This is a genomic window from Streptomyces sp. NPDC058773, from assembly GCF_042746015.1.
Lineage (GTDB): Bacteria > Actinomycetota > Actinomycetes > Streptomycetales > Streptomycetaceae > Streptomyces.
In genome coordinates this window covers 1-17,679 of the sequence record NZ_JBHYPE010000044.1, presented here as the reverse complement: position 1 = coordinate 17,679, position 17,679 = coordinate 1, and the positions used below count along the sequence as shown (strand labels likewise).

The 17,679-nt window shown below is 71.8% G+C and carries 16 protein-coding genes; 6 read left to right on the top strand and 10 right to left on the bottom strand.

Going from position 1 to position 17,679, the window contains the following annotated elements; genetic code table 11:
* Positions 1-53: 53 nt before the first annotated feature.
* From ACFW5B_RS28625 to ACFW5B_RS28615, 3 genes are all read right to left on the bottom strand, one after another.
* Positions 54-2,003, bottom strand: a complete 1,950-nt coding sequence (locus ACFW5B_RS28625; protein WP_386445599.1) for an FAD/NAD(P)-binding protein — start codon at positions 2,001-2,003, stop codon at positions 54-56.
* Between the two features lie 241 nt (positions 2,004-2,244).
* The gene (locus tag ACFW5B_RS28620) at positions 2,245-3,969 is read right to left on the bottom strand and encodes an alkaline phosphatase D family protein (RefSeq protein WP_386445596.1); all 1,725 of its coding nucleotides are present in this window, start codon (positions 3,967-3,969) and stop codon (positions 2,245-2,247) included.
* A 135-nt stretch (positions 3,970-4,104) separates the two neighbouring features.
* Positions 4,105-4,749 (bottom strand): HNH endonuclease family protein, encoded by a 645-nt coding sequence (locus tag ACFW5B_RS28615; protein WP_386445594.1) that lies wholly within the window; start codon positions 4,747-4,749, stop codon positions 4,105-4,107.
* Between the two features lie 208 nt (positions 4,750-4,957).
* On the opposite strand from ACFW5B_RS28615, the gene ACFW5B_RS28610 reads away from it, so the two are divergent.
* Positions 4,958-5,716 carry an ABC transporter permease gene (locus ACFW5B_RS28610; protein WP_386445592.1) on the top strand — a complete coding sequence of 253 codons (759 nt, stop codon included), beginning with the start codon at positions 4,958-4,960 and terminating at the stop codon, positions 5,714-5,716.
* 230 nt (positions 5,717-5,946) lie between these two features.
* A complete protein-coding gene (locus ACFW5B_RS28605; RefSeq protein WP_386445589.1) occupies positions 5,947-6,528 on the top strand; it encodes a TMEM165/GDT1 family protein in 582 nt (193 codons plus the stop codon).
* Between the two features lie 284 nt (positions 6,529-6,812).
* Here the strand turns inward: ACFW5B_RS28605 and ACFW5B_RS28600 are convergent, their stop codons facing one another.
* Entirely contained in the window at positions 6,813-7,475 is a 663-nt protein-coding gene (locus tag ACFW5B_RS28600) for an HAD-IA family hydrolase (protein ID WP_386445586.1), read from the bottom strand.
* Between the two features lie 175 nt (positions 7,476-7,650).
* Entirely contained in the window at positions 7,651-8,361 is a 711-nt protein-coding gene (locus ACFW5B_RS28595) for a peptidoglycan-binding protein (protein WP_386445583.1), read from the bottom strand.
* 409 nt (positions 8,362-8,770) lie between these two features.
* Between ACFW5B_RS28595 and ACFW5B_RS28590 the strand changes: the two genes are divergently transcribed.
* Positions 8,771-10,855: a DHA2 family efflux MFS transporter permease subunit gene (locus ACFW5B_RS28590; RefSeq protein WP_386445581.1), complete on the top strand. Its 2,085-nt coding sequence runs from the start codon at positions 8,771-8,773 to the stop codon at positions 10,853-10,855.
* Between the two features lie 70 nt (positions 10,856-10,925).
* On the opposite strand, the gene ACFW5B_RS28585 is transcribed toward ACFW5B_RS28590, so the two are convergent.
* Both ACFW5B_RS28585 and ACFW5B_RS28580 read right to left on the bottom strand, forming a co-directional pair.
* Positions 10,926-11,450, bottom strand: a complete 525-nt coding sequence (locus ACFW5B_RS28585) for a GNAT family N-acetyltransferase (RefSeq protein ID WP_386445578.1) — start codon at positions 11,448-11,450, stop codon at positions 10,926-10,928.
* Between the two features lie 66 nt (positions 11,451-11,516).
* Complete coding sequence (locus ACFW5B_RS28580; protein WP_386445575.1) at positions 11,517-11,855, bottom strand: antibiotic biosynthesis monooxygenase family protein; 339 nt, start codon at positions 11,853-11,855, stop codon at positions 11,517-11,519.
* Between ACFW5B_RS28580 and ACFW5B_RS28575 the strand changes: the two genes are divergently transcribed.
* Together ACFW5B_RS28575 and ACFW5B_RS28570 are read left to right on the top strand one after the other, a co-directional pair.
* On the top strand, positions 11,856-12,788 hold the full coding sequence (locus ACFW5B_RS28575) for a recombinase family protein (protein WP_386445572.1): 933 nt from the start codon (positions 11,856-11,858) through the stop codon (positions 12,786-12,788).
* Complete coding sequence (locus tag ACFW5B_RS28570; RefSeq protein ID WP_386445569.1) at positions 12,739-13,062, top strand: hypothetical protein; 324 nt, start codon at positions 12,739-12,741, stop codon at positions 13,060-13,062. The genes ACFW5B_RS28575 and ACFW5B_RS28570 overlap by 50 nt, the downstream gene beginning before the upstream one ends.
* A gap of 347 nt (positions 13,063-13,409) precedes the next feature.
* Here ACFW5B_RS28570 and proP read toward each other — a convergent pair whose 3' ends face one another.
* The 3 genes from proP to ACFW5B_RS28555 form a co-directional block, all read right to left on the bottom strand.
* Positions 13,410-14,921: a glycine betaine/L-proline transporter ProP gene (proP, locus tag ACFW5B_RS28565; RefSeq protein ID WP_386445565.1), complete on the bottom strand. Its 1,512-nt coding sequence runs from the start codon at positions 14,919-14,921 to the stop codon at positions 13,410-13,412.
* 443 nt (positions 14,922-15,364) lie between these two features.
* Complete coding sequence (locus ACFW5B_RS28560; RefSeq protein ID WP_386445562.1) at positions 15,365-16,396, bottom strand: CU044_5270 family protein; 1,032 nt, start codon at positions 16,394-16,396, stop codon at positions 15,365-15,367.
* On the bottom strand, positions 16,389-17,024 hold the full coding sequence (locus ACFW5B_RS28555; RefSeq protein WP_386445560.1) for an RNA polymerase sigma factor: 636 nt from the start codon (positions 17,022-17,024) through the stop codon (positions 16,389-16,391). The genes ACFW5B_RS28560 and ACFW5B_RS28555 overlap by 8 nt, the downstream gene beginning before the upstream one ends.
* Before the next feature lie 125 nt (positions 17,025-17,149).
* Here ACFW5B_RS28555 and ACFW5B_RS28550 point away from each other — a divergent pair.
* Positions 17,150-17,679: cbb3-type cytochrome c oxidase subunit I (locus tag ACFW5B_RS28550; protein WP_386445557.1), on the top strand; the 530-nt coding region annotated here is incomplete at its 3' end.

Sequence of the window (17,679 nt, the reverse complement as noted above, 5' to 3'; positions counted from 1 at the left end):
TTCTTTGGCCGGAAGCGGTTCACCTGTCGCCGAAACCACACCCGCCGCCGGAGTCACGCACTCGCCGAGGCCACGCCCGCCCGCACGCCTCCGCGCCGGCCCGTGTCAGGCGCCGCGGCCGCCGCTCGCAGCGCCGCCCGCGCCACCGCGTCCGTATCGGACAGGGTGACCGATCCCACCCCGGGACGCGCCCCGGCCGCCGTCACCCAGTGCACCCCCTCCGTCGGCACCCCCACGGCGAAACGCCGCGGATGGTGCCGGCCGTCGGCCTCGATCAGGCGGTACGGGCTCGGCGACACATCGAGTCCGCCCGTTTCGTAGCCGTCCACGGTGTGCGGCCGGCCGCCGCCCTCGGCCAGCAGCCGGGCCAGCAGCGGATCCGCGGTGCGCCGGACATCCGGTTCCGGCAGCCGCGCCTCTATCAGGGCCGCGGCCGTCACCACCGAGCCCGGCACGTCCGGCGAATGCGCCGTGAAACCGGGCGCGCGGCCGTCGGCGGAGCCGGGCCGGACCGTCATCCGGGGGCCGACCACCTCCAGCACCCCGGCCTCGATCAGCGCGGCCATCTCCTCGATCCGGCGCCGTGGCGGCCCGATGGACAGAAAGGCATTGAGCGGGGTGTACCAGCGGTCCAGGTGGTCGCGGCGGGACGCACCGGCCAGCCCGCCGTGGTCGACGATCTGCCGCAGCTCGTTGCGCAGATCCCGCAGCACGTCCAGGGCCGCCTTGACCGGGCCGGACACATTGTCCTGGCGGGCGTGCGCGACATCCGCCCGCAGATGGTCCAGCAGCCACTCCCGGAAGGCGGAGCGGTCGGCGAACGACCGCTCCCCGTGCGGCCGGGAGACCCGCTCCCAGTCCCAGCGCTCGGCAGGCGCGATCCCGAACGCGTCCAGGGCGGCGGCCTCTTTGGGGCCGCGGTGCGCGCTGCCCAGGAAGCGCTGCCGGAAACGCTCCCGCACCAGGGGGTCCGGCGCGCCGCCCGCCTCCCGCCGCGCCAGCAGCGCCTCGTAGTAGACGGCTTCCACTTCCTTGGCCACCAGGGGCCAGACCTCCGTCAGGAAGTCGGGCAGTTCACCGCAGTCCGCGCGCTTGCGGAAGGCCGCTATCACGTCCGGGGTGAGCACCAGCGGCAGATGACGGCCGTGCGCGCCCTTCGCGTTGTCGCCGCGCGCGTGGTACGGAATGCCGCGCCGGGAGCCCGCGTACAGCCGGGGCTCGCGGCCCGACGGCAGATACGTCAGCGCCCCGTCGGAGCCCCGGACGAACCGGCCGCCCCGGGCCGTCGTCAACAGCGCCATGTGGTCGAAGAAGTTGAGGCCGAGACCGCGCAGCAGTACCGGGCGGCCCGGCGGCAGCGCCTCCAGGGAGGCGGAGAGGTCGGCGGGGTTGGCGGGCGGCAGATAGCGCAGCCCGTGCCCGGCGGCGTAGTCGGCCAGGCGCCGCTGCTCCGGGTCCGCCACGGCCGGCAGATGCCCCTGGGCGAGGACCACAGCGCCCAGCCCGTGCAGCGTCCGGCCGTCGTCGAGAATGACGGACTGCGAGCCGTCGGGGGCCTCGGCCAGCCGCACCGCGCGGGCCGGGTGCGTCACGACCGTCACCTCGGCGGGCGCGGTGCGCACCGTGTGGCGGAAGAACCACTCCAGATAGCGCCCGTACAGCGCGCGCCCCGGATAGTCGTCCGGCCCGACCTCGCAGCCCTCCCAGGCGTACAGGCTCGGCCCGGGGCGGATCGGGCCGGCGCACTCGACGCTGTCGTCGGTGAACAGGGTGACCTGCGAGGCCACGGTGTTCATCAGCAGCTCGGGTGGCTGGGCGGTGCGCCATACCTGGCCGGCGCCGGGCGGGGCGGGATCGATGACATGGACGGTCAGCCGGGCGCCCGGGACGAGTTCGGCGGCCGAGGCGCAGATCCGTTCCAGCACGCTCGTCCCGCGCGGCCCGGCGCCGATGACTGCGAGGGCGGGCCGGGGGCGGTGATCGGCGAGGTGGTCGGCGGCCAAAGCGGGCTCTCCTGGGGCGGCGGACGGCCGGCCCGCGGGGGCGCGGCCGCCCGGGAAGGCGGGCGACGGGCAAACGTGCGCCCCATCATCACCGCCCGAACCGGTCGCGGAGCGGCTGCTGAAGAAAAAATATGGTGGAGATCGCAGGTGGAGCGCTCCACCTCCGGTGCCCGGCCGGAGGTGCACGGACGCCGGACCGCCCGTCCCCTCCGCGCCGCCCGCGTCCTGCGGACCGTCCGTCTCAGCCGGCCCCGGGCCGCCCGGTCCCCGCTGCCGCCTCGCCCGCACCACCGGTTTCCCCGCCGACCCGTGCCTCGGTCAGCGCGGCCCGCCAGACCGTGACGAGCCGGACGCCGCCGTGCTTCTCCCGGCGGGTCTGGTCCAGGGCCAGCCGCGCCGCACGGCCCGCCAGCGTCAGCGTCATCAGCTGATTGCCGAACCAGGGACCGCCCGTGCGCCGCCACTTCACGGCTGACCGGGGCAGCCGCCCGTGCCGGGCCAGCAGCTTGCCCAGCCAGCGGCCGGGGCGGCTCCAGCCGAAGCGGAAACCGGCCTGCAGCGAGCCCGGAATGCTGTTGTGGACGGGCGAGCAGGTCAGCTGGAGGACCCGGCTCGCGGGGTGCGGACCCGCGCCGCGCCAGTGCGGCTCCGCGACATACGCATGGTGCACGTCCCCGGACAGCACACAGACCGTCGCCGGGGCCCGGTCACCGGAGCCGGCCTCCGCGATCAGCTCGGTGAGCGCGGTGAACGAGCCGGGGAAGGCCGCCCAGTGCTCCAGGTCGGCGCGCTGGCGCAGGCGCTCGCTGCGGCGGGCCCAGCGCGGCCCCCGCTCACCGGCGCACAGCGCGGCGTTCCAGCCCTCCCCGGCGTGGATGAGATGCGGCAGCAGCCAGGGCAGCGAACTGCCGAGCAGTAGATGGTCGTAGCCGTCGCGCCCGTCCAATACGGCCTGCCGCAGCCATTCGCCCTCCGTCTTGTCGAGCATCGCGCGGTTGCCCTCGTCCAGGACGCGGGTGGCCCGGGTGTCGATCATGACCAGCCGCACCCGGCCGAAGTCGCGGCGGTAGCTCCAGCGCGCCCGCGCCGGATCGGCGTCCGCACCGTCCGCGAACTCCCGCACCAGGTCCGTGGCGTCGGGCACCGACCGCACCCGGGCGTACAGCTCGTCGGCGGCCAGCTCCGCGGGGGAGAGATTGCCCAGGTGCTGGTGCACCCAGTACGACATCAGCCCGCCGAGTATCCGCTCGCGCCACCACGGGGTCGCGCGCATCTCGGCCAGCCAGGACGACGAGGTGTTCCAGTCGTCGATCACATCGTGATCGTCGAAGATCATGCAGCTGGGGACCGTGGACAGCAGCCAGCGGACCTCCGGGTCGAGCCAGGACTCGTAGTAGAGGTAGGTGTATTCCTCGTAGTCGGCGACCTGCTTCCACGGCGGCTCGGTGAGATCGCGGCGGGCGGCCAGCGTCCGCGCGGTCGCCTCCGAGGTCTGGTCGGCGTAGACCTGGTCACCCAGCAGGAGCAGTACGTCGGGGCGCCGCCGTCCTCCGGCTCCGGCGGCCAGCGCGGCAGCGAGGGCGTCCAGGGCGTCCGGGCCGACCGGGTCGTGCCCCGCGTTCGAGGGCGTCGCGGACCAGCGGCAGGAGCCGAAGGCGAACTGCAGCGGCTCCTGCGCGCAGGCGGGGAGCGTACGGATCGTGCTCACGGGGAAGCGGCTGTCTGGCGGCGGCCAGACCGGCTGATCGTCGAGCAGCACCCGGTAGGGCGTCTCGCCGCCGGGCTTCAGGCCGGTCACCGGGACCAACGCGTAGTGGTGCCCGGCGACCTGCCAGGTGTGTTCCGCGCCGGATGCCCCGTCGTCGCAGCGGATGCGCACCACGCACGGCCGGTCGGTCTCCACCCACACGGTCGCGCTGTCCGCGTCGACATACCGCAGCAGCGGTCCCAAACGCAGTCCGGCCATCGGGTGCCTCCCCTCGTCGTGGTCAGAGGATAGGAGCACACCGGGCGCGGCGGGGGCCGGGGTGGCGGCGCGCCCGCCGGACGGTGAGGTTCCGGCCGACGGGCGCGGGGGACCGGTGGTCCCGGGGAGCGGGGCTCAGCAGCCGTCCAGAATCTTCTTCAGCGCGGCCTTCTCGGCGGAGTCCGCGGTCATGTCGTACTCATGCTTCACCGACACCCACATCCGGGCGTACTCGCAGTGGTACGAGGCCTTCGGCGGCAGCCACTTCGCCGGGTCCTGGTCGCCCTTCTCCTGGTTGAGGTTGTCGGTGACGGCGATCAGCTGGGAGTGGGTGAGGTCGTTGGCCAGGTCCTTGCGGCGCTCGGTGGTCCACTGCGCGGCGCCCGACTTCCAGGCCTCGGACAGCGGTACGACATGGTCGATGTCCAGGTCGGCCGGGTCGGTCCAGGTCGCGTCGTCGTAGGCCGAGACCCACTTGCCGCTGGTCGTCTTGCAGCTGCCGTCCTGCTGGACGTTCGTGCCGTCCCGCTTGAGCACCACTTCGCGGGTGTTGCAGTTCTTGCCCTGGTCGATCCAGTGCGGGAACTTGTCGCGGCTGTAGCCGTCCTGCGGGCCCTCAGGCTGTTCCTTGATCTCGGCGAGGTACTTCCGTGCGGTGGCGGCGTCCGGCGGGCTGGGCGGTGCCGCCTGGGCGGACTGGCCGCTGAGTGCCAGTGTGCAGACCAGGGCCGCGGCCGAACCCGCGGCGAGGGACACTCGACGCGCGTAGACCTTTTTCATCGAAACTCCCGTTATGTGGGGGGAAGTTGACGTGCGGTGCGTGCCTCATGGTGACGCTGTGGGGTTTCCATGAGATGGGCACCAAGTAACAGAGTGACGACATGCCCACGTCACTTCAAGGGCTGACGGGGCGCCATAAATGCACAACGGCGCTCCGGTTGTGCCGCTCCGGCGTCCGCGCGCCCTTCGGCACCCCTACAGTGAGCGCGTGCTGCTGCCGGTCAACGCCACTCTCGGGATCGTCCTCGCCGTCCTGCTGATCGCCGCCGTGGCCGTCGCCGCACTGGCCCGCCTCGGCCACTCCCGGGCCATCGCGGTCGCCGGACTGCGCGCCGCCGCCCAACTCGCCGCCGTCTCCTACCTCATCGGCTGGGTGGTGCACGCCCTGCCCCGGCTGGTGGCGTTCCTCCTGCTGATGTTCGCGGTGGCGGCACGGACCGCCGGGCGCCGGATCACCCGGAACCGCAGCTGGTGGTGGGCCGCCGTGCCGATCGCCGCCGGGGTCGGCCCGGTTGTCGGTCTGCTGCTGCTCACCGGCCTGGTGCCGCCGCGCGGACTCACCCTGATCCCGGTCACCGGCATCCTGATCGGCGGCGCGCTGACCGCCACCGTCCTGGGCGGGCGGCGGGCGCTGGACGAGCTGGAGAGCCGGCGCGGCGAGTTCGAGGCGGGTCTCGCGCTGGGGCTGCCCGACCGCGACGCACGGATGGAGGTCGCCCGCCCCGCCGCGTCGGACGCCCTGCTGCCGGGGCTCGACCAGACCCGGACGGTGGGGTTGGTCACACTCCCCGGGGCGTTCGTCGGCATGCTGCTGGGCGGGGCCTCGCCCGTACAGGCCGGGGCGGTGCAGCTGTTCGTGCTGGTGGCGCTGCTGGCGGTGCAGGCGACGGCCTGTGCGGGGGTGCTGGAGCTGGTCGCGCGCGGAAGGCTGCACCGCGTACCCTTGACCGCAGCAGAAGGGGAGTAGCTCTCTGCCGGACCGTCGACATACTGCTTTCCCACCCGTCGCCCGCCCACCGCCCCTGGTGGAACGCGCTTCGCGCGTGCAGATGGGATGGGCGAGCCGGCGCCCGGAGCGCGATACGGAGACGTACCGCGCAGCGAGACCTTCGGCCGCAGTGTTTGACGCTGCCGTGCCGAAGCGACCCCTTTCCCGGGCCCTTTGGTGCGGCCCGACCGATCGAGGTATCCCACCCCGTGTTCAGCTTCACCATCGCCGCCGTCGTCTTCGGCGTCGTCTTCCTTGCCGAACTGCCCGACAAGACCGCGCTCGCCGGGCTGATGCTCGGCACCCGCTACCGCGCCTCCTATGTGTTCGCCGGAGTCGCCGCCGCCTTCCTGGTGCATGTCGCCCTCGCCCTCGCGGCGGGCAGCGTGCTGACCCTGCTCCCGCACCGCTGGGTGCAGGGCGTGGTCGGCGTGCTCTTCCTGGCGGGCGCCGCCGTGCTGCTGTTCCGGAAGGACGATGACGAGGAAGAGGTGAAGAAGCCCGCCGACCAGAGCTTCTGGAAGGTTTCCGGGGCGGGCTTCATGATGATCCTGGTCGCCGAGTTCGGCGATCTGACCCAGATCATGACCGCCAACCTCGCGGCCCGTTACGACGACCCGCTCTCGGTCGGCGTCGGTGCCGTCCTGGCCCTGTGGGCGGTGGCGGGCCTGGGCATCCTGGGCGGCCGCACGCTGATGAAGTACGTGCCCCTCAAGCTCATCACCAAGATCGCGGCGGGCGTGATGCTGGTGCTGGCGGGCTTCAGCCTGTATGAGGCGGTTGGGGGGTAGGGGCTTCCTGCGGCTGGTGGGATCCCTGCGGTGAGTGGGTTCTCCTTGGTGGGGCCCGTGGTGGGGCTCCGCTGTGGGGGCTTTTCCTGCCGCTCGCACCTCTGGGCAAGGGTTTGCTTCGCCCCCCGTGCCCTCGGGTAAGGGTTTTTCCCGGGTAGAGGAGGAGAGGTTTTGGCCCGCGCCGGCGCTCAGCCCTCGGCGTGGCTCGGCGCCGGCTCTCCGGCGTGTACGGACGCTCAGCCCTCGGTGTGGCTCGGCGCCGGCTCTCCGGCGTGTACGGGCGCTCAGCCCTCGATGCGGACCGCGATCCCACCGTCCGTGAGCGCCTCGACGCGGACGCGGGTGAGGTCGGGGACCTGCACGGTGGGGGCGAAGGCCGCCGCTCGGCCGCCGACGCCGACCACTCGCATCCCGGCCGCCCGGCCCGCCTCGATGCCCGCCTCGGAGTCCTCGAAGACCAGGCAGTCCTCCGGGGCGAAGCCCAGCTCGGCGGCGCCCTTGAGGAAGCCCTCCGGATCGGGCTTGCTGGCGCTCACGCTCTCCGCCGTGATCCGCACGGCCGGCATCGGCAGCCCGGCGGCGCCCATCCGGGCGTCGGCGAGCGGGACGTCCGCGGAGGTCACCAGGGCGTGCGGGAGCGCGGCGAGGGAGGCCATGAAGTCGGGTGCGCCGGGGACCGGCACCACACCGTCCATATCGGCGGTCTCCTGCGCCAGCATCCGGCGGTTGTCCGCGAGGTTGAGCTCCATGGGGCGGTCCGGGAGCAGTGCGGCCATGGTGGCCCAGCCCTGCCGGCCGTGCACGACCCGGAGGATCTCGTCGCCGTCCAGCCCCTGCTCGGCCGCCCAGCCGCGCCAGCAGCGCTCGACGACGGCCTCGGAGTTCACGAGCGTGCTGTCCATGTCCAGCAGCAGGGCGCGGGCGGTGAGCGTGGTGGTGGCCGTCATCGGCGGGCTCCTGGGCGCTACGAACAGGCGGACGGTGCGGAGCGCACACGTACGGAAAGAACAGAGCGGCTCCGCCCGCCGGTCAGGGAGTGCGGGCGGAACCACTTTGTTCCTTCACGATACAAAACGCGGCGGCTGTCGACAACCAGGCAGGTCAGAGCCCTGTGGGCCCCTGCTACGGCTCATCGGTCCGGGCCTCCAGGGACACCCGGGTCGGCGCCCCGTAGACGCCGTCGGCATCGCCCGCCACCCCATAGGCCCGCTGGTAGCGCGACACGGCGTCCCGTACGTCCGCGTCATAACGGCCGTCATCCGGGCCGGGGTACGCCGCCAGCTGCCCCAGCCGCTCCTGTAGCTCCACGACCTCCGGGCCGCCGGCCCCCTCGCGCAGCACGATCGGCCCCGTGGGCGGGGCACTGGGGCCATGGGTCGCGGGGGAGTCCGAGACGCTGCCGGCCGCCCGGGTGGGTGCGGGGGGCCGCGGGGGCGTGGGCCGATGGGGCCGCACGGGGGACTCGGAGGCCGTCGCGTCCGGCGACGGGGAGCGGGACGCGGTGGGGGTGGCGGCGCCGCCCGGTGCGCGGGCGGAGGCGCCGCCGGTGGGGCGGGCGGCGTCGGGGGTGGCGATGCCGTGGTGCACTGCCGCGTCCACCCCGGGTAAGTCCGCCAGCGGGTCGCCCCGGCCGAAGCCGGTACCGTCCGGCTCGCCCCCGACGTCGTCCCCGTGCTGGCTGCCCGCCTTCCCGTCGTGCGCGTCGGGCAGTGACACGTACGGCCGAATGCGCAGCGGATCAAAGTCGTCCGCCTCGGCCGCCGCACACAGGCAGGTGGGCCGGCCGCCGCCGCGTGCGGGCGCGCGGCAGTGCGGACAGGTCTGTGCCGTCACGGGTGTTCCCCTCCCTGGAGGCATCGAACCGGCAGCGATTATCCAGACGCCGCACGGTCCGCGCAGGCGCTCCGACACATCCGCCCGGCATGCCCCGGGTGTCCCTCGGAGACGCCCGCTTCCGGGCGTTGTCCGGCGGGCCGTATCCGGCGGAACCGCCCAGGATGGAAGAAGCCTGAAGGAGGGGTGCAACCGGAACACAGCGGCAGCACAGCCGGCACGAACGCGACAGGGCGGACGGCGAGCGCGGCCAACGAACGGCCCGAACGGACCGTACGGGACGCCCGGGGACCCGCACCGTACGGGACGCCCGGGGACCCGCACCGTACACAGCCCACCCAGGCCGCACGCCACACGGGACCCGCAGCCCCGCCACCCACGGCACGCTCCGGAACGGAGGGAGACGCTCATGGCGCAGGACACCGGCACCGGCGCTCCGGCCGTCCCCGGTGAGGACCGCTCCCGGCGGACGGTCCTCGTCGCGATCGGGGCGCTGCTGCTCGGCCTGCTCATCGCGGCGCTCGACCAGACCATCGTCGCCACCGCGCTGCCCACCATCGTCAGCGACCTCGGTGGCCTCAACCACCTCTCCTGGGTCGTCACCGCCTACCTCCTGGCCTCAACGGCCGCGACACCCCTCTGGGGCAAGCTCGGTGACCAGTACGGCCGCAAGAGGCTCTTCCAGACCGCCATCGTCCTCTTCCTGATCGGCTCGGTGCTCTGCGGCATCTCCCGGAACATGGGCGAGCTGATCGCCTTCCGGGCCCTCCAGGGACTGGGCGGCGGCGGGCTGATCGTGCTGTCGATGGCGATCGTCGGCGACATCGTGCCGCCCCGTGAACGCGGTAAGTACCAGGGCCTGTTCGGCGCCGTCTTCGGCGGTTCGAGCGTCCTCGGCCCGTTGCTCGGCGGGCTGTTCGTGGACCATCTCAGCTGGCGCTGGGTCTTCTACATCAACGTCCCCGTCGGCATTGTCGCGCTCGCCGTCATCGCCACCGTGCTGCACATCCCGCGCCGGCGCACCCCGCACCGGATCGACTACCTGGGCACCGCGACGATCGCCGCGGTCGCCGTCTGCTTCGTGCTGATGACCTCGTTCGGCGGGGTCACCTACCCCTGGTCCTCCTGGCAGGTCGTGGGGTGCGGAGTGCTCGGCGTCGTCCTGCTGGGCGCCTTCCTCCTGATCGAGCGCCGGGCCGCCGAACCCGTGCTGCCGCTGCGGCTGTTCCGGCTGCGGACCTTCTCGCTCACCGCCGTCATCGGCTTCGTCATCGGCTTCGCGATGTTCGGGTCGATGACCTATCTTCCGACGTTCCTGCAGGTCGTCCAGGGCGTCAGCCCGACCACGTCCGGGGTGCACATGCTGCCGATGGTGGTCGGCATGCTGCTGGCCTCCACCGGCTCCGGTCAGATCGTCAGCCGCACCGGTCACTACAAGGGCTTCCCGATCGCCGGCACCGGCGTCGTGGCCCTCGGGCTGCTGCTGTTGCACCAGCTCGAACCGGCCGACGGCGTCGCCGAGATGAGCGCCTGTTTCTTCGTCTTCGGCTTCGGACTCGGCCTGGTCATGCAGGTGCTGGTGCTCATCGCCCAGAACGCGGTGCCCTACCAGGACCTGGGCGTGGCCACCTCCGGCGCCACCTTCTTCCGCTCCATCGGCGGCTCGTTCGGCGTCTCCCTCTTCGGCACGCTCTTCGCCGGCCACCTCGGCCCGCGGATCGCGGACGCCCTCGCCGGCCGGCGCCTGCCGCCCGGCATCGACCCCGCCCGGATCGCCGAGGACCCACGGACCGTCGCCCGGCTGCCGGCCGGTCAGCGGGCCGGTGTCCTCGACGCCTACGCCGTCTCGATCACCGATGTCTTCCTCTACGCCGTCCCGGTCGTCCTGGTGGCGTTCGTGCTGGCCTGGTTCCTCAAGGAGGAGCCGCTGCGCAGCAGTGTCACCGCGCCCGACGCCAGTGAGGTGCTCTCCTCCAACCCCGTCGAGCGCTCCTCCCGCGACGAGGTCGCCCGGGCCCTGTCCATCCTCGGCAGCCGAGAGGGCCGCAAGCACGTCTACGAGAAGATCGCCGCACGGGCCGGACTGGACCTCAAACCGGCCGCCGCCTGGCTGATCCTGCGCATCCACCGCTGCGGATCGGTGGAACCGGTGCTGCTCGCCGAACGCAGCACCGTCCCGCTGGGGGTGATCTCCGAGAGCGTCCGGCAGATCGAGGTACGCGGACTCGCCCGCCGCGAGGGGCTGTTGCTGCTGCTCACCGACCGCGGGCGGGACAACGCGGAGCGGCTCTCGGCGGCCCGGCAGCAGTCGCTCGCGGAGATGCTGGGCGACTGGTGGACCCGGGAGCGGCCCACCGACCTCACCGCACTCGTCCACGAACTGACGGCGGAACTCTGCGGCTCCGACGCGGAGGAGCCCCACAACGGCGACACCCGGCCACCGCTGCCCCGCACCCCTCCACCGACGCCGCGGCCACCGGACCGGGCGAAGTGAGCGGGGCCGGCGGGCAGGACAGCGGACCGTGGAAGCCGCCTTGAGCGTCAACCGGCCGTTGACCGGCCGGTCAACACCCCCTGGCCAGCCGCTTCTCGAAGAAGACCTCCGCATAGGGGTCGTCGTGGTAGGGCTCGATCTCCACGAAGCCGTGCCGCCGGTAGAGCGTGACGGCCTCCACCAGATCCCGCCGGGTGTCGAGCCGCATCCGTTCGGCGCCCAGCTGCACCGCGGCCGCCTCCGCCGCCAACAACAGCGCGCCCGCGCCACCCCGCCCGCGCGCGGCGGCCCGGACGAACATCTGCTTCAGCTCCGCCGTGTGCGCGTCCAGCATCCGCACGCCGGCACAGCCCGCCACGTCGCCGCCGTGGCGCGCCACCAGCAGCACCCCGCCCGGCGGCGCCAGATCGGCGCTGGGGTACTCCGCCACGCCCTCCGCGATCTCCTCCGCCGTCGCACGGCGGTTCTCGTGCAGCGCGAAGTAGCGGTCGGCGACCTCGGTGTAGTACTCGCGCAGCAGCGTTTCGGCGTCCGCCGAACCGGCCGGCTCGGCAGCGACGGCCCAGGGGAGACGGAGGGCGGCGGCGTCACTCATGGCGCCATTGTCACGGCCGGTCCGGTACGCCGCGCAACGCATTTCCGGTGACGCCGCCGACGGGGGTCAGCCCTGCTTCGGCCCGGCCTGCTGCACGACCTCGAACGACCACAGCGTGGAACCGGACGCCGCGGGCTTGGGCCGCTCCCCGCCCTCGGCGGCCCCGCCACCCTGCTGGTGCGCGGCCTTCATCGGCCCCTCCATCCACGCCTGGAACGACTCCTCGTCCCGCCACCGGGTGTAGACGAGGTACTGGTCGGTGCCCTCCACGGGGCGCAGCAGCTCGAACCACTCGAAGCCGTCGGAGGAGTCCACGGACCCGGCCCGCGCGGCGAAGCGCTTCTCCAGGACCTCCCGCTGCTCGGCGGGGACGGTCAGTACATTGATCTTGACTACGCTAGGCACATGGCACCTCTCAGGAAACGGGAGTTAGGCTCCACGCCTAACCTCGATCATGTGCGAGCAGTCTCCTACATCCGGCAGAGCAAGCGTCGCGACGACGACTCCCAGGCCTCACCGGTGGCTCAGCGCGAGCGTTGTTCGTCCCTCATCGCATCCAAGGGCTGGGACGACGCGGGTCACTTCGAGGACGTGGGGAAATCGGGGTGGGACCCCAGCGTTCACCGCCCCGGATTCGAAGAGATGATGGCCGCCGTTCGTGGCGGCCACGTGGACGCCGTGATCGTGTTTTCCCTGTCCCGGCTCACCCGGCGGGGAGCGCTGGAAGCCATGAAGATCATCGATGAGCTGGAGCGATACGGCGTTCGCCTGGTCTCGGTGGAGGAGCCCCACCTGGACACCTCCACCCCGGTAGGTGTTGGCATCCTGGCCGTCATCGCCGGACTCGCACAACAAGAGCCGGACCTGAAATCTGCGTACATCACCTCCACGAAAGACGCGCTTCGCCGAGCCGGTAGCCATGTCTCCGGCGTCGCTCCCTTCGGCTTCCAGCCGGAGCGCGAGACTCGGGGCAAACTCACTGTGACCCGTCTCGTTCCGGACCCTGTAGAAGCTCCCGTAGTCCGGGACATGGCGTCGTGGATCGCGGACGGACTCACCGCATCCGCTGTGTCCAAGCGGCTGAATGAGTCACGCGTGCCCACGAAGATGGCCGGTTTGGGAGAAGCGGGAGCGAAGCGAATGGAGGCGCGACGGGCCCGCGTCGGTTCAACAGGACACCTCCGAAAGGGAAACGGAACACGCGGCGGCCCGCTCGGAACTGGAGCACGTCCGGGAGTCGCTTCGGACCCTCTACCAGGACCGCCAAGAGGGCCTGTACGCGGGACCCGTGGGCACCAAGATGTTCCGCGAGTCCGTGGAGCGACTGACGGCCCATGAACAGCGGACACAGGAGTGTTTGAACGAGCTGGAGGCGGCGGACGTGGCCGTGGCGATCCCTGGAGAGTGGACGACGGTGGACGGTGACCCGATAGGAGAGGGATCCCCGTGGGCTGCGTGGGATCTGCAAGAGAAGCGGGAGTTCCTGGCGCTGTTCATCGACTCTGTCCGGATCGTCAAATCGCAGGGCAGGGGAAGGAACGCCAACACGTGTGACCGTGTCCTGGTCCGGTGGGCGGAGCGTCCCCGCAAAGGCGACGACGGCATGGCGTAGTAGCGTCGGCGGCAAGTAACCGGCGGAGCCCCGTGGGCCCGTTCCTCTCCGGAGGGGCGGGCCCTTCGCCATATCTCACAGGCCGCGTCACACCTTTGTGTAACGGCTCCCAGATAACAGTCAAGAGACATTGTCGTGTGTGACGCAACGCGACTCCGTGTCCCCCTTTCTGGGTTCTTCCTATAGAGAGCTCCATAGGAAGAGGACAAAAGCGAGGCCACGGAGCCGAGTTTCCTCACCCAACCGTCCACAACTGCGTGCAGGCGCCACCGCGCGAACGCCGAAGGCCCGGCCGGAAGGAGCATCCGGCCGGGCCTTCGCGGTATACGGGGCGGGTGGTCCGCCGGTCAGGCCGTCGCGTCGGCCTTGGTCACACCGTGGGCGGCGCGACGGAGTTCCTCGGCCTCCGCCTCGGTCTCGACGGCCGGCGGGGAGCCGGGCAGCGCCTTACCGGCGCTCTCCGACATCAGCAGGACGGCGATGCCACCGATGACGGCCGCCGCCATCATGTAGTAGGCGGGCATCATCTTGTTGCCGGTCGCGCCGATCAGGGCGGTGACCACCAGCGGCGTCGTACCGCCGAAGAGCGACACGGAGACGTTGAAGCCGATCGACAGCGAGCCGTAGCGGACCTTCGTCGGGAACAGCGCGGGCAGCGTGGCCGGCATCGCCGCGGTGAAGGTGACCAGCAGCAGCCCCAGCGCGCCCATGCCCAGGCCGATGGCGGCCAGCGACCCCTGCCGGATCAGCAGCAGCGCGGGCACGGACAGCAGCAGGAAGCCGAGGCAGCCCGTGGCGATGACCGGCCGGCGGCCGAAGCGGTCGGAGAGCCGGCCCGCGAACGGCTGGACGGCCATCATCAGGACCATCACCGCCAGCACGACCAGCAGCCCGTGCGTCTCGTCGTACTTCAGCTCCGAGGTCAGATAGCTCGGCATGTAGGACAGCAGCATGTAGTCCGTGACGTTGAAGACCAGGACCAGCCCGACGCAGAGCAGCAGCGCCCGCCACTGACCGAAGATCATCTCGCGGAGGCCGACCCGCTTCTCGGCCTCGCGGCGCGCCTTCTCCTTCGTCCGCGCTTCCTTCTCCAACTGCGCGAAGGCCGGGGTCTCTTCGAGCCGCATCCGCAGATAGAGGCCGATGATGCCCATGGGTCCGGCGATCAGGAACGGGATGCGCCAGCCCCAGGAGTTGAGGTCCTCGGTGGACAGCAGCGCGGTCATCAGCGTGACCAGGCCGGCGCCGCCGACGTAGCCGGCCAGGGTGCCGAACTCCAGCCAGCTTCCGAGGAATCCGCGCTTCTTGTCCGGCGCGTACTCGGCGATGAAGGTGGACGCGCCGCCGTATTCGCCACCGGTGGAGAAGCCCTGCACCAGGCGGGCGACGAGCAGCAGGATCGGTGCGCCGACGCCGATGGAGGCGTAGGACGGGATCAGGCCGATGGCGAAGGTGCCCGCGGCCATCATGATCATGGTGATCGCGAGGATCTTCTGCCGGCCGATCCGGTCACCCAGCGGCCCGAAGACCATGCCGCCGATGGGCCGCACCAGGAACGCCGCCGCGAACGCCCCGAACGTCGACAGCAACTGCGCGGTCGGGTTCCCGGACGGGAAGAAGACATGTCCGAGGGTGACCGCGATGTAGCTGTACACGCCGAAGTCGAACCACTCCATCGCATTGCCGAGCGCGGCGGCCGACACCGCACGCTTGACCATGGCGGGATCGACGACGGTCACCTCGCCCGGCGCGTGCTGCGCGGAATCCGCCGCGTGGTCCTGCGGGGGACCGGACGCGGAGTCGGCTCGACTGCCGGCGGGGTGACGGGGACCGGGTGCGACGGGGGACTGCGTCGGCACGTGCTTGCTCGCCTGCGCTCTCTTGGACGACAACATGACACCGCCCGCCGTGGGGAGGCGGGCAAAGCCCGTCAGGAGGCGACGGGCAAAGGTCGACCATAGGGGCAGACCGGATCATCACGGACAGTGCGCGGATGACCGCGCAGTCGGCCGTATACCCGCTCCTTGCTGGGGAAACGCCTTTTCTTGAACCACTTCCTGACACCTGTGCCTGTGATCCATATCGCGAAGTTCCGCTGCAACCATCGGCCCGTTGTGGCGTGTGCCACGCGCCGGAGCGGGGTGCGGCCGGGCAGGAGAACGGCGCGGCGGGACGTACTGCACCGCCGCGCCGAGGTGGATCGTCGCGTTCCCTCAAGGATCAGCCATGACCGACCGCCCCGCCACTCGGGCGTGTCCCCGGGCCGGGACCCGGCCCGGTGCCCGCCCCGGCCGTCGTCCTGTCATGGCATCCACGCCTCGTACGACATGACCGCCCCCGACGTCACCTTGAACTCCGGTTCGTCCTTGGTGAAGGTGATCTCCAGGCCCAGCAGTTCGCCGGTGCGCGGATCGAGGATCACCATCTGGCGGGTGGAATTCATCGCGCCGTCCGGGCCGTCGTACACATACGCCTGGCCGCGCCGGCCCAACCGGTCGGTGACCACGCCCGCCTGCCGCAGACCGTCCGCGTCGGCCAGCATCCGGACGACGGCGGCGGTCTCCCGCGGCCCCGGCGTCCACTCCTGGCGGAACGACGACAGCGCCGACAGTAGTTGCGGCGTCGTGCGGGTGCCGTCCGGCCCGCCGTACAGCCACGACAGCTGTTCGCGCAGCGCCTCGGCGTCCGTCGCGGGCTTCGTACGGGCGGCCAGCCCGCTGTGCCGGGCCTCCGAGCCCGCCGGATAGGTCCGGCGGTGCAGGACCTTGCCGTCGCTGACGGTCTGCCACCGGCCGTCGTTGTCGTGGATCACCGGACGGCCCGGGTGCCGCGGGTCGGTGGCCACGACCAGTTCAGAGCCGCTGCCGTCGTCGTTCCAGCTGGTGATGCGCTCCTCGGGCACGGTCACGGGGGGCGAGGCGTCCGGGCCCGTCTCCATGCTCATGTACCAGCTCTGCAGGTGGCTGCCCCGCCGCGGGCCGTCCTGGGCGCTCGCCGTCCGCGCCCTGGCCTCCGCCCGGCCGGCCAGCGCGTCCAGCGACACGGACCGCGCACCGCTGTGCAGGGGCAGGGCGACGGGTGCGGCGACGGCCGGGCTGCTGCCGGCGCCGGAAAAAGTGAGCACCACGGCGGCGACGGCGGCCGTCGACACGGCGGCCAGGCCCATCAGCAGACGGCGGCGGCGCACGGGACGCGGAGCGCCCTCGGGCGCCGCACCGGCCGTCAGTGCCTCCAGACGGGCCTGTGCCCGCGCGGTCAGCGGACGGTCGCGCCAGGGCCCCTCGTCGGCGGAGACGGGGTCGGCCTGGCGCAGCAGCTCCAGTTCCTCAGTCATGGCTGCGGCCTCCCGCTCGGGTCGCTACGGGCTGGGGGGTGAGGGGACGGGGCGCGGCCGGGCGCGGCGCCGGGGTGGGGGGCGCCTCGGGCCGTGGTGGGGGCGCGTCGGGCCGGGCACTGCCGCGCTGGCGCATCCGCTCGATCTGGGTACGGAGCCGGCCGCGCGCCCGGTGCAGCCGCATGGCCGCCGCGCTCTGGCCGCATCCCAGGGTCACCGCCAGCTCCTCGATGGTCAGTTCTTCCCAGGCGGTCAGCCGCAGCACCTCCTGGTCGGCGGCGGAGAGGCGGGCCAGCGCGTCGTGCACCCAGGAGCCGGGCCGCTCGGCGTCCGGACTGTCCACGGTCTGCCGACGGTGCGCCGCCTCGTGGTTGCCGAGCCGGTGCAGCAGCCGTCGGTAACGGCCCAGCCCCCGCACCGTATTGGCCAGACAGTTCCGGGCCACCCCGTACAGCCAGGGCAGCGGCGCGTCGGGAAGCTCGGCGCGGCGTCTCCAGGCTATGGAGAAGACCTCCGCCACCACTTCCTCGACCTCGTGTGCCTGCCCGTCGAGCCGCCGCGCCACGAAGCGGCTGACCGCCCAGTAGTGCGCGCGATAGGCCTCGGCGAAGGCGTCGTCCGTGCTCATGAACCCTTGGTGTCCGGCATGCGCCCGATCTTCACACCCTCTTCGGTGAGACTTCCCACCCCGTTGCCGGGCCCTTCGTCACCACCGCCAGTGAGGATCGCGACGCCTCCGGACACCAACCGGGCATGAAGTTTCCCGTGAAGTGGCTGACGACCACCGACCACAAGACGATCGGCACGCTCTACCTGGTCACCGCCTTCGCCTTCTTCTGCCTCGGCGGACTGATGGCCTTGGTGATGCGCGCCGAACTGGCCCGCCCCGGGCACCAGATCATGTCGAACGAGCAGTTCAACCAGGCGTTCACGATGCACGGCACGATCATGCTGCTGATGTTCGCGACGCCGCTGTTCGCCGGATTCGCGAACTGGCTCATGCCGCTGCAGATCGGCGCGCCCGATGTAGCCTTTCCCCGGCTGAACATGCTCGCGTACTGGCTCTATCTCTTCGGTTCGCTGATCGCGGTCGGCGGATTCCTGACGCCCCAAGGGGCCGCCGATTTCGGCTGGTTCGCCTATGCGCCGCTCTCCGACTCGGTGCATTCCCCCGGAATCGGCGCGGATATGTGGATCATGGGTCTGGCCTTCTCCGGCTTCGGCACGATCCTCGGTTCGGTCAACTTCATCACGACGATCATCTGCATGCGTGCCCCGGGCAT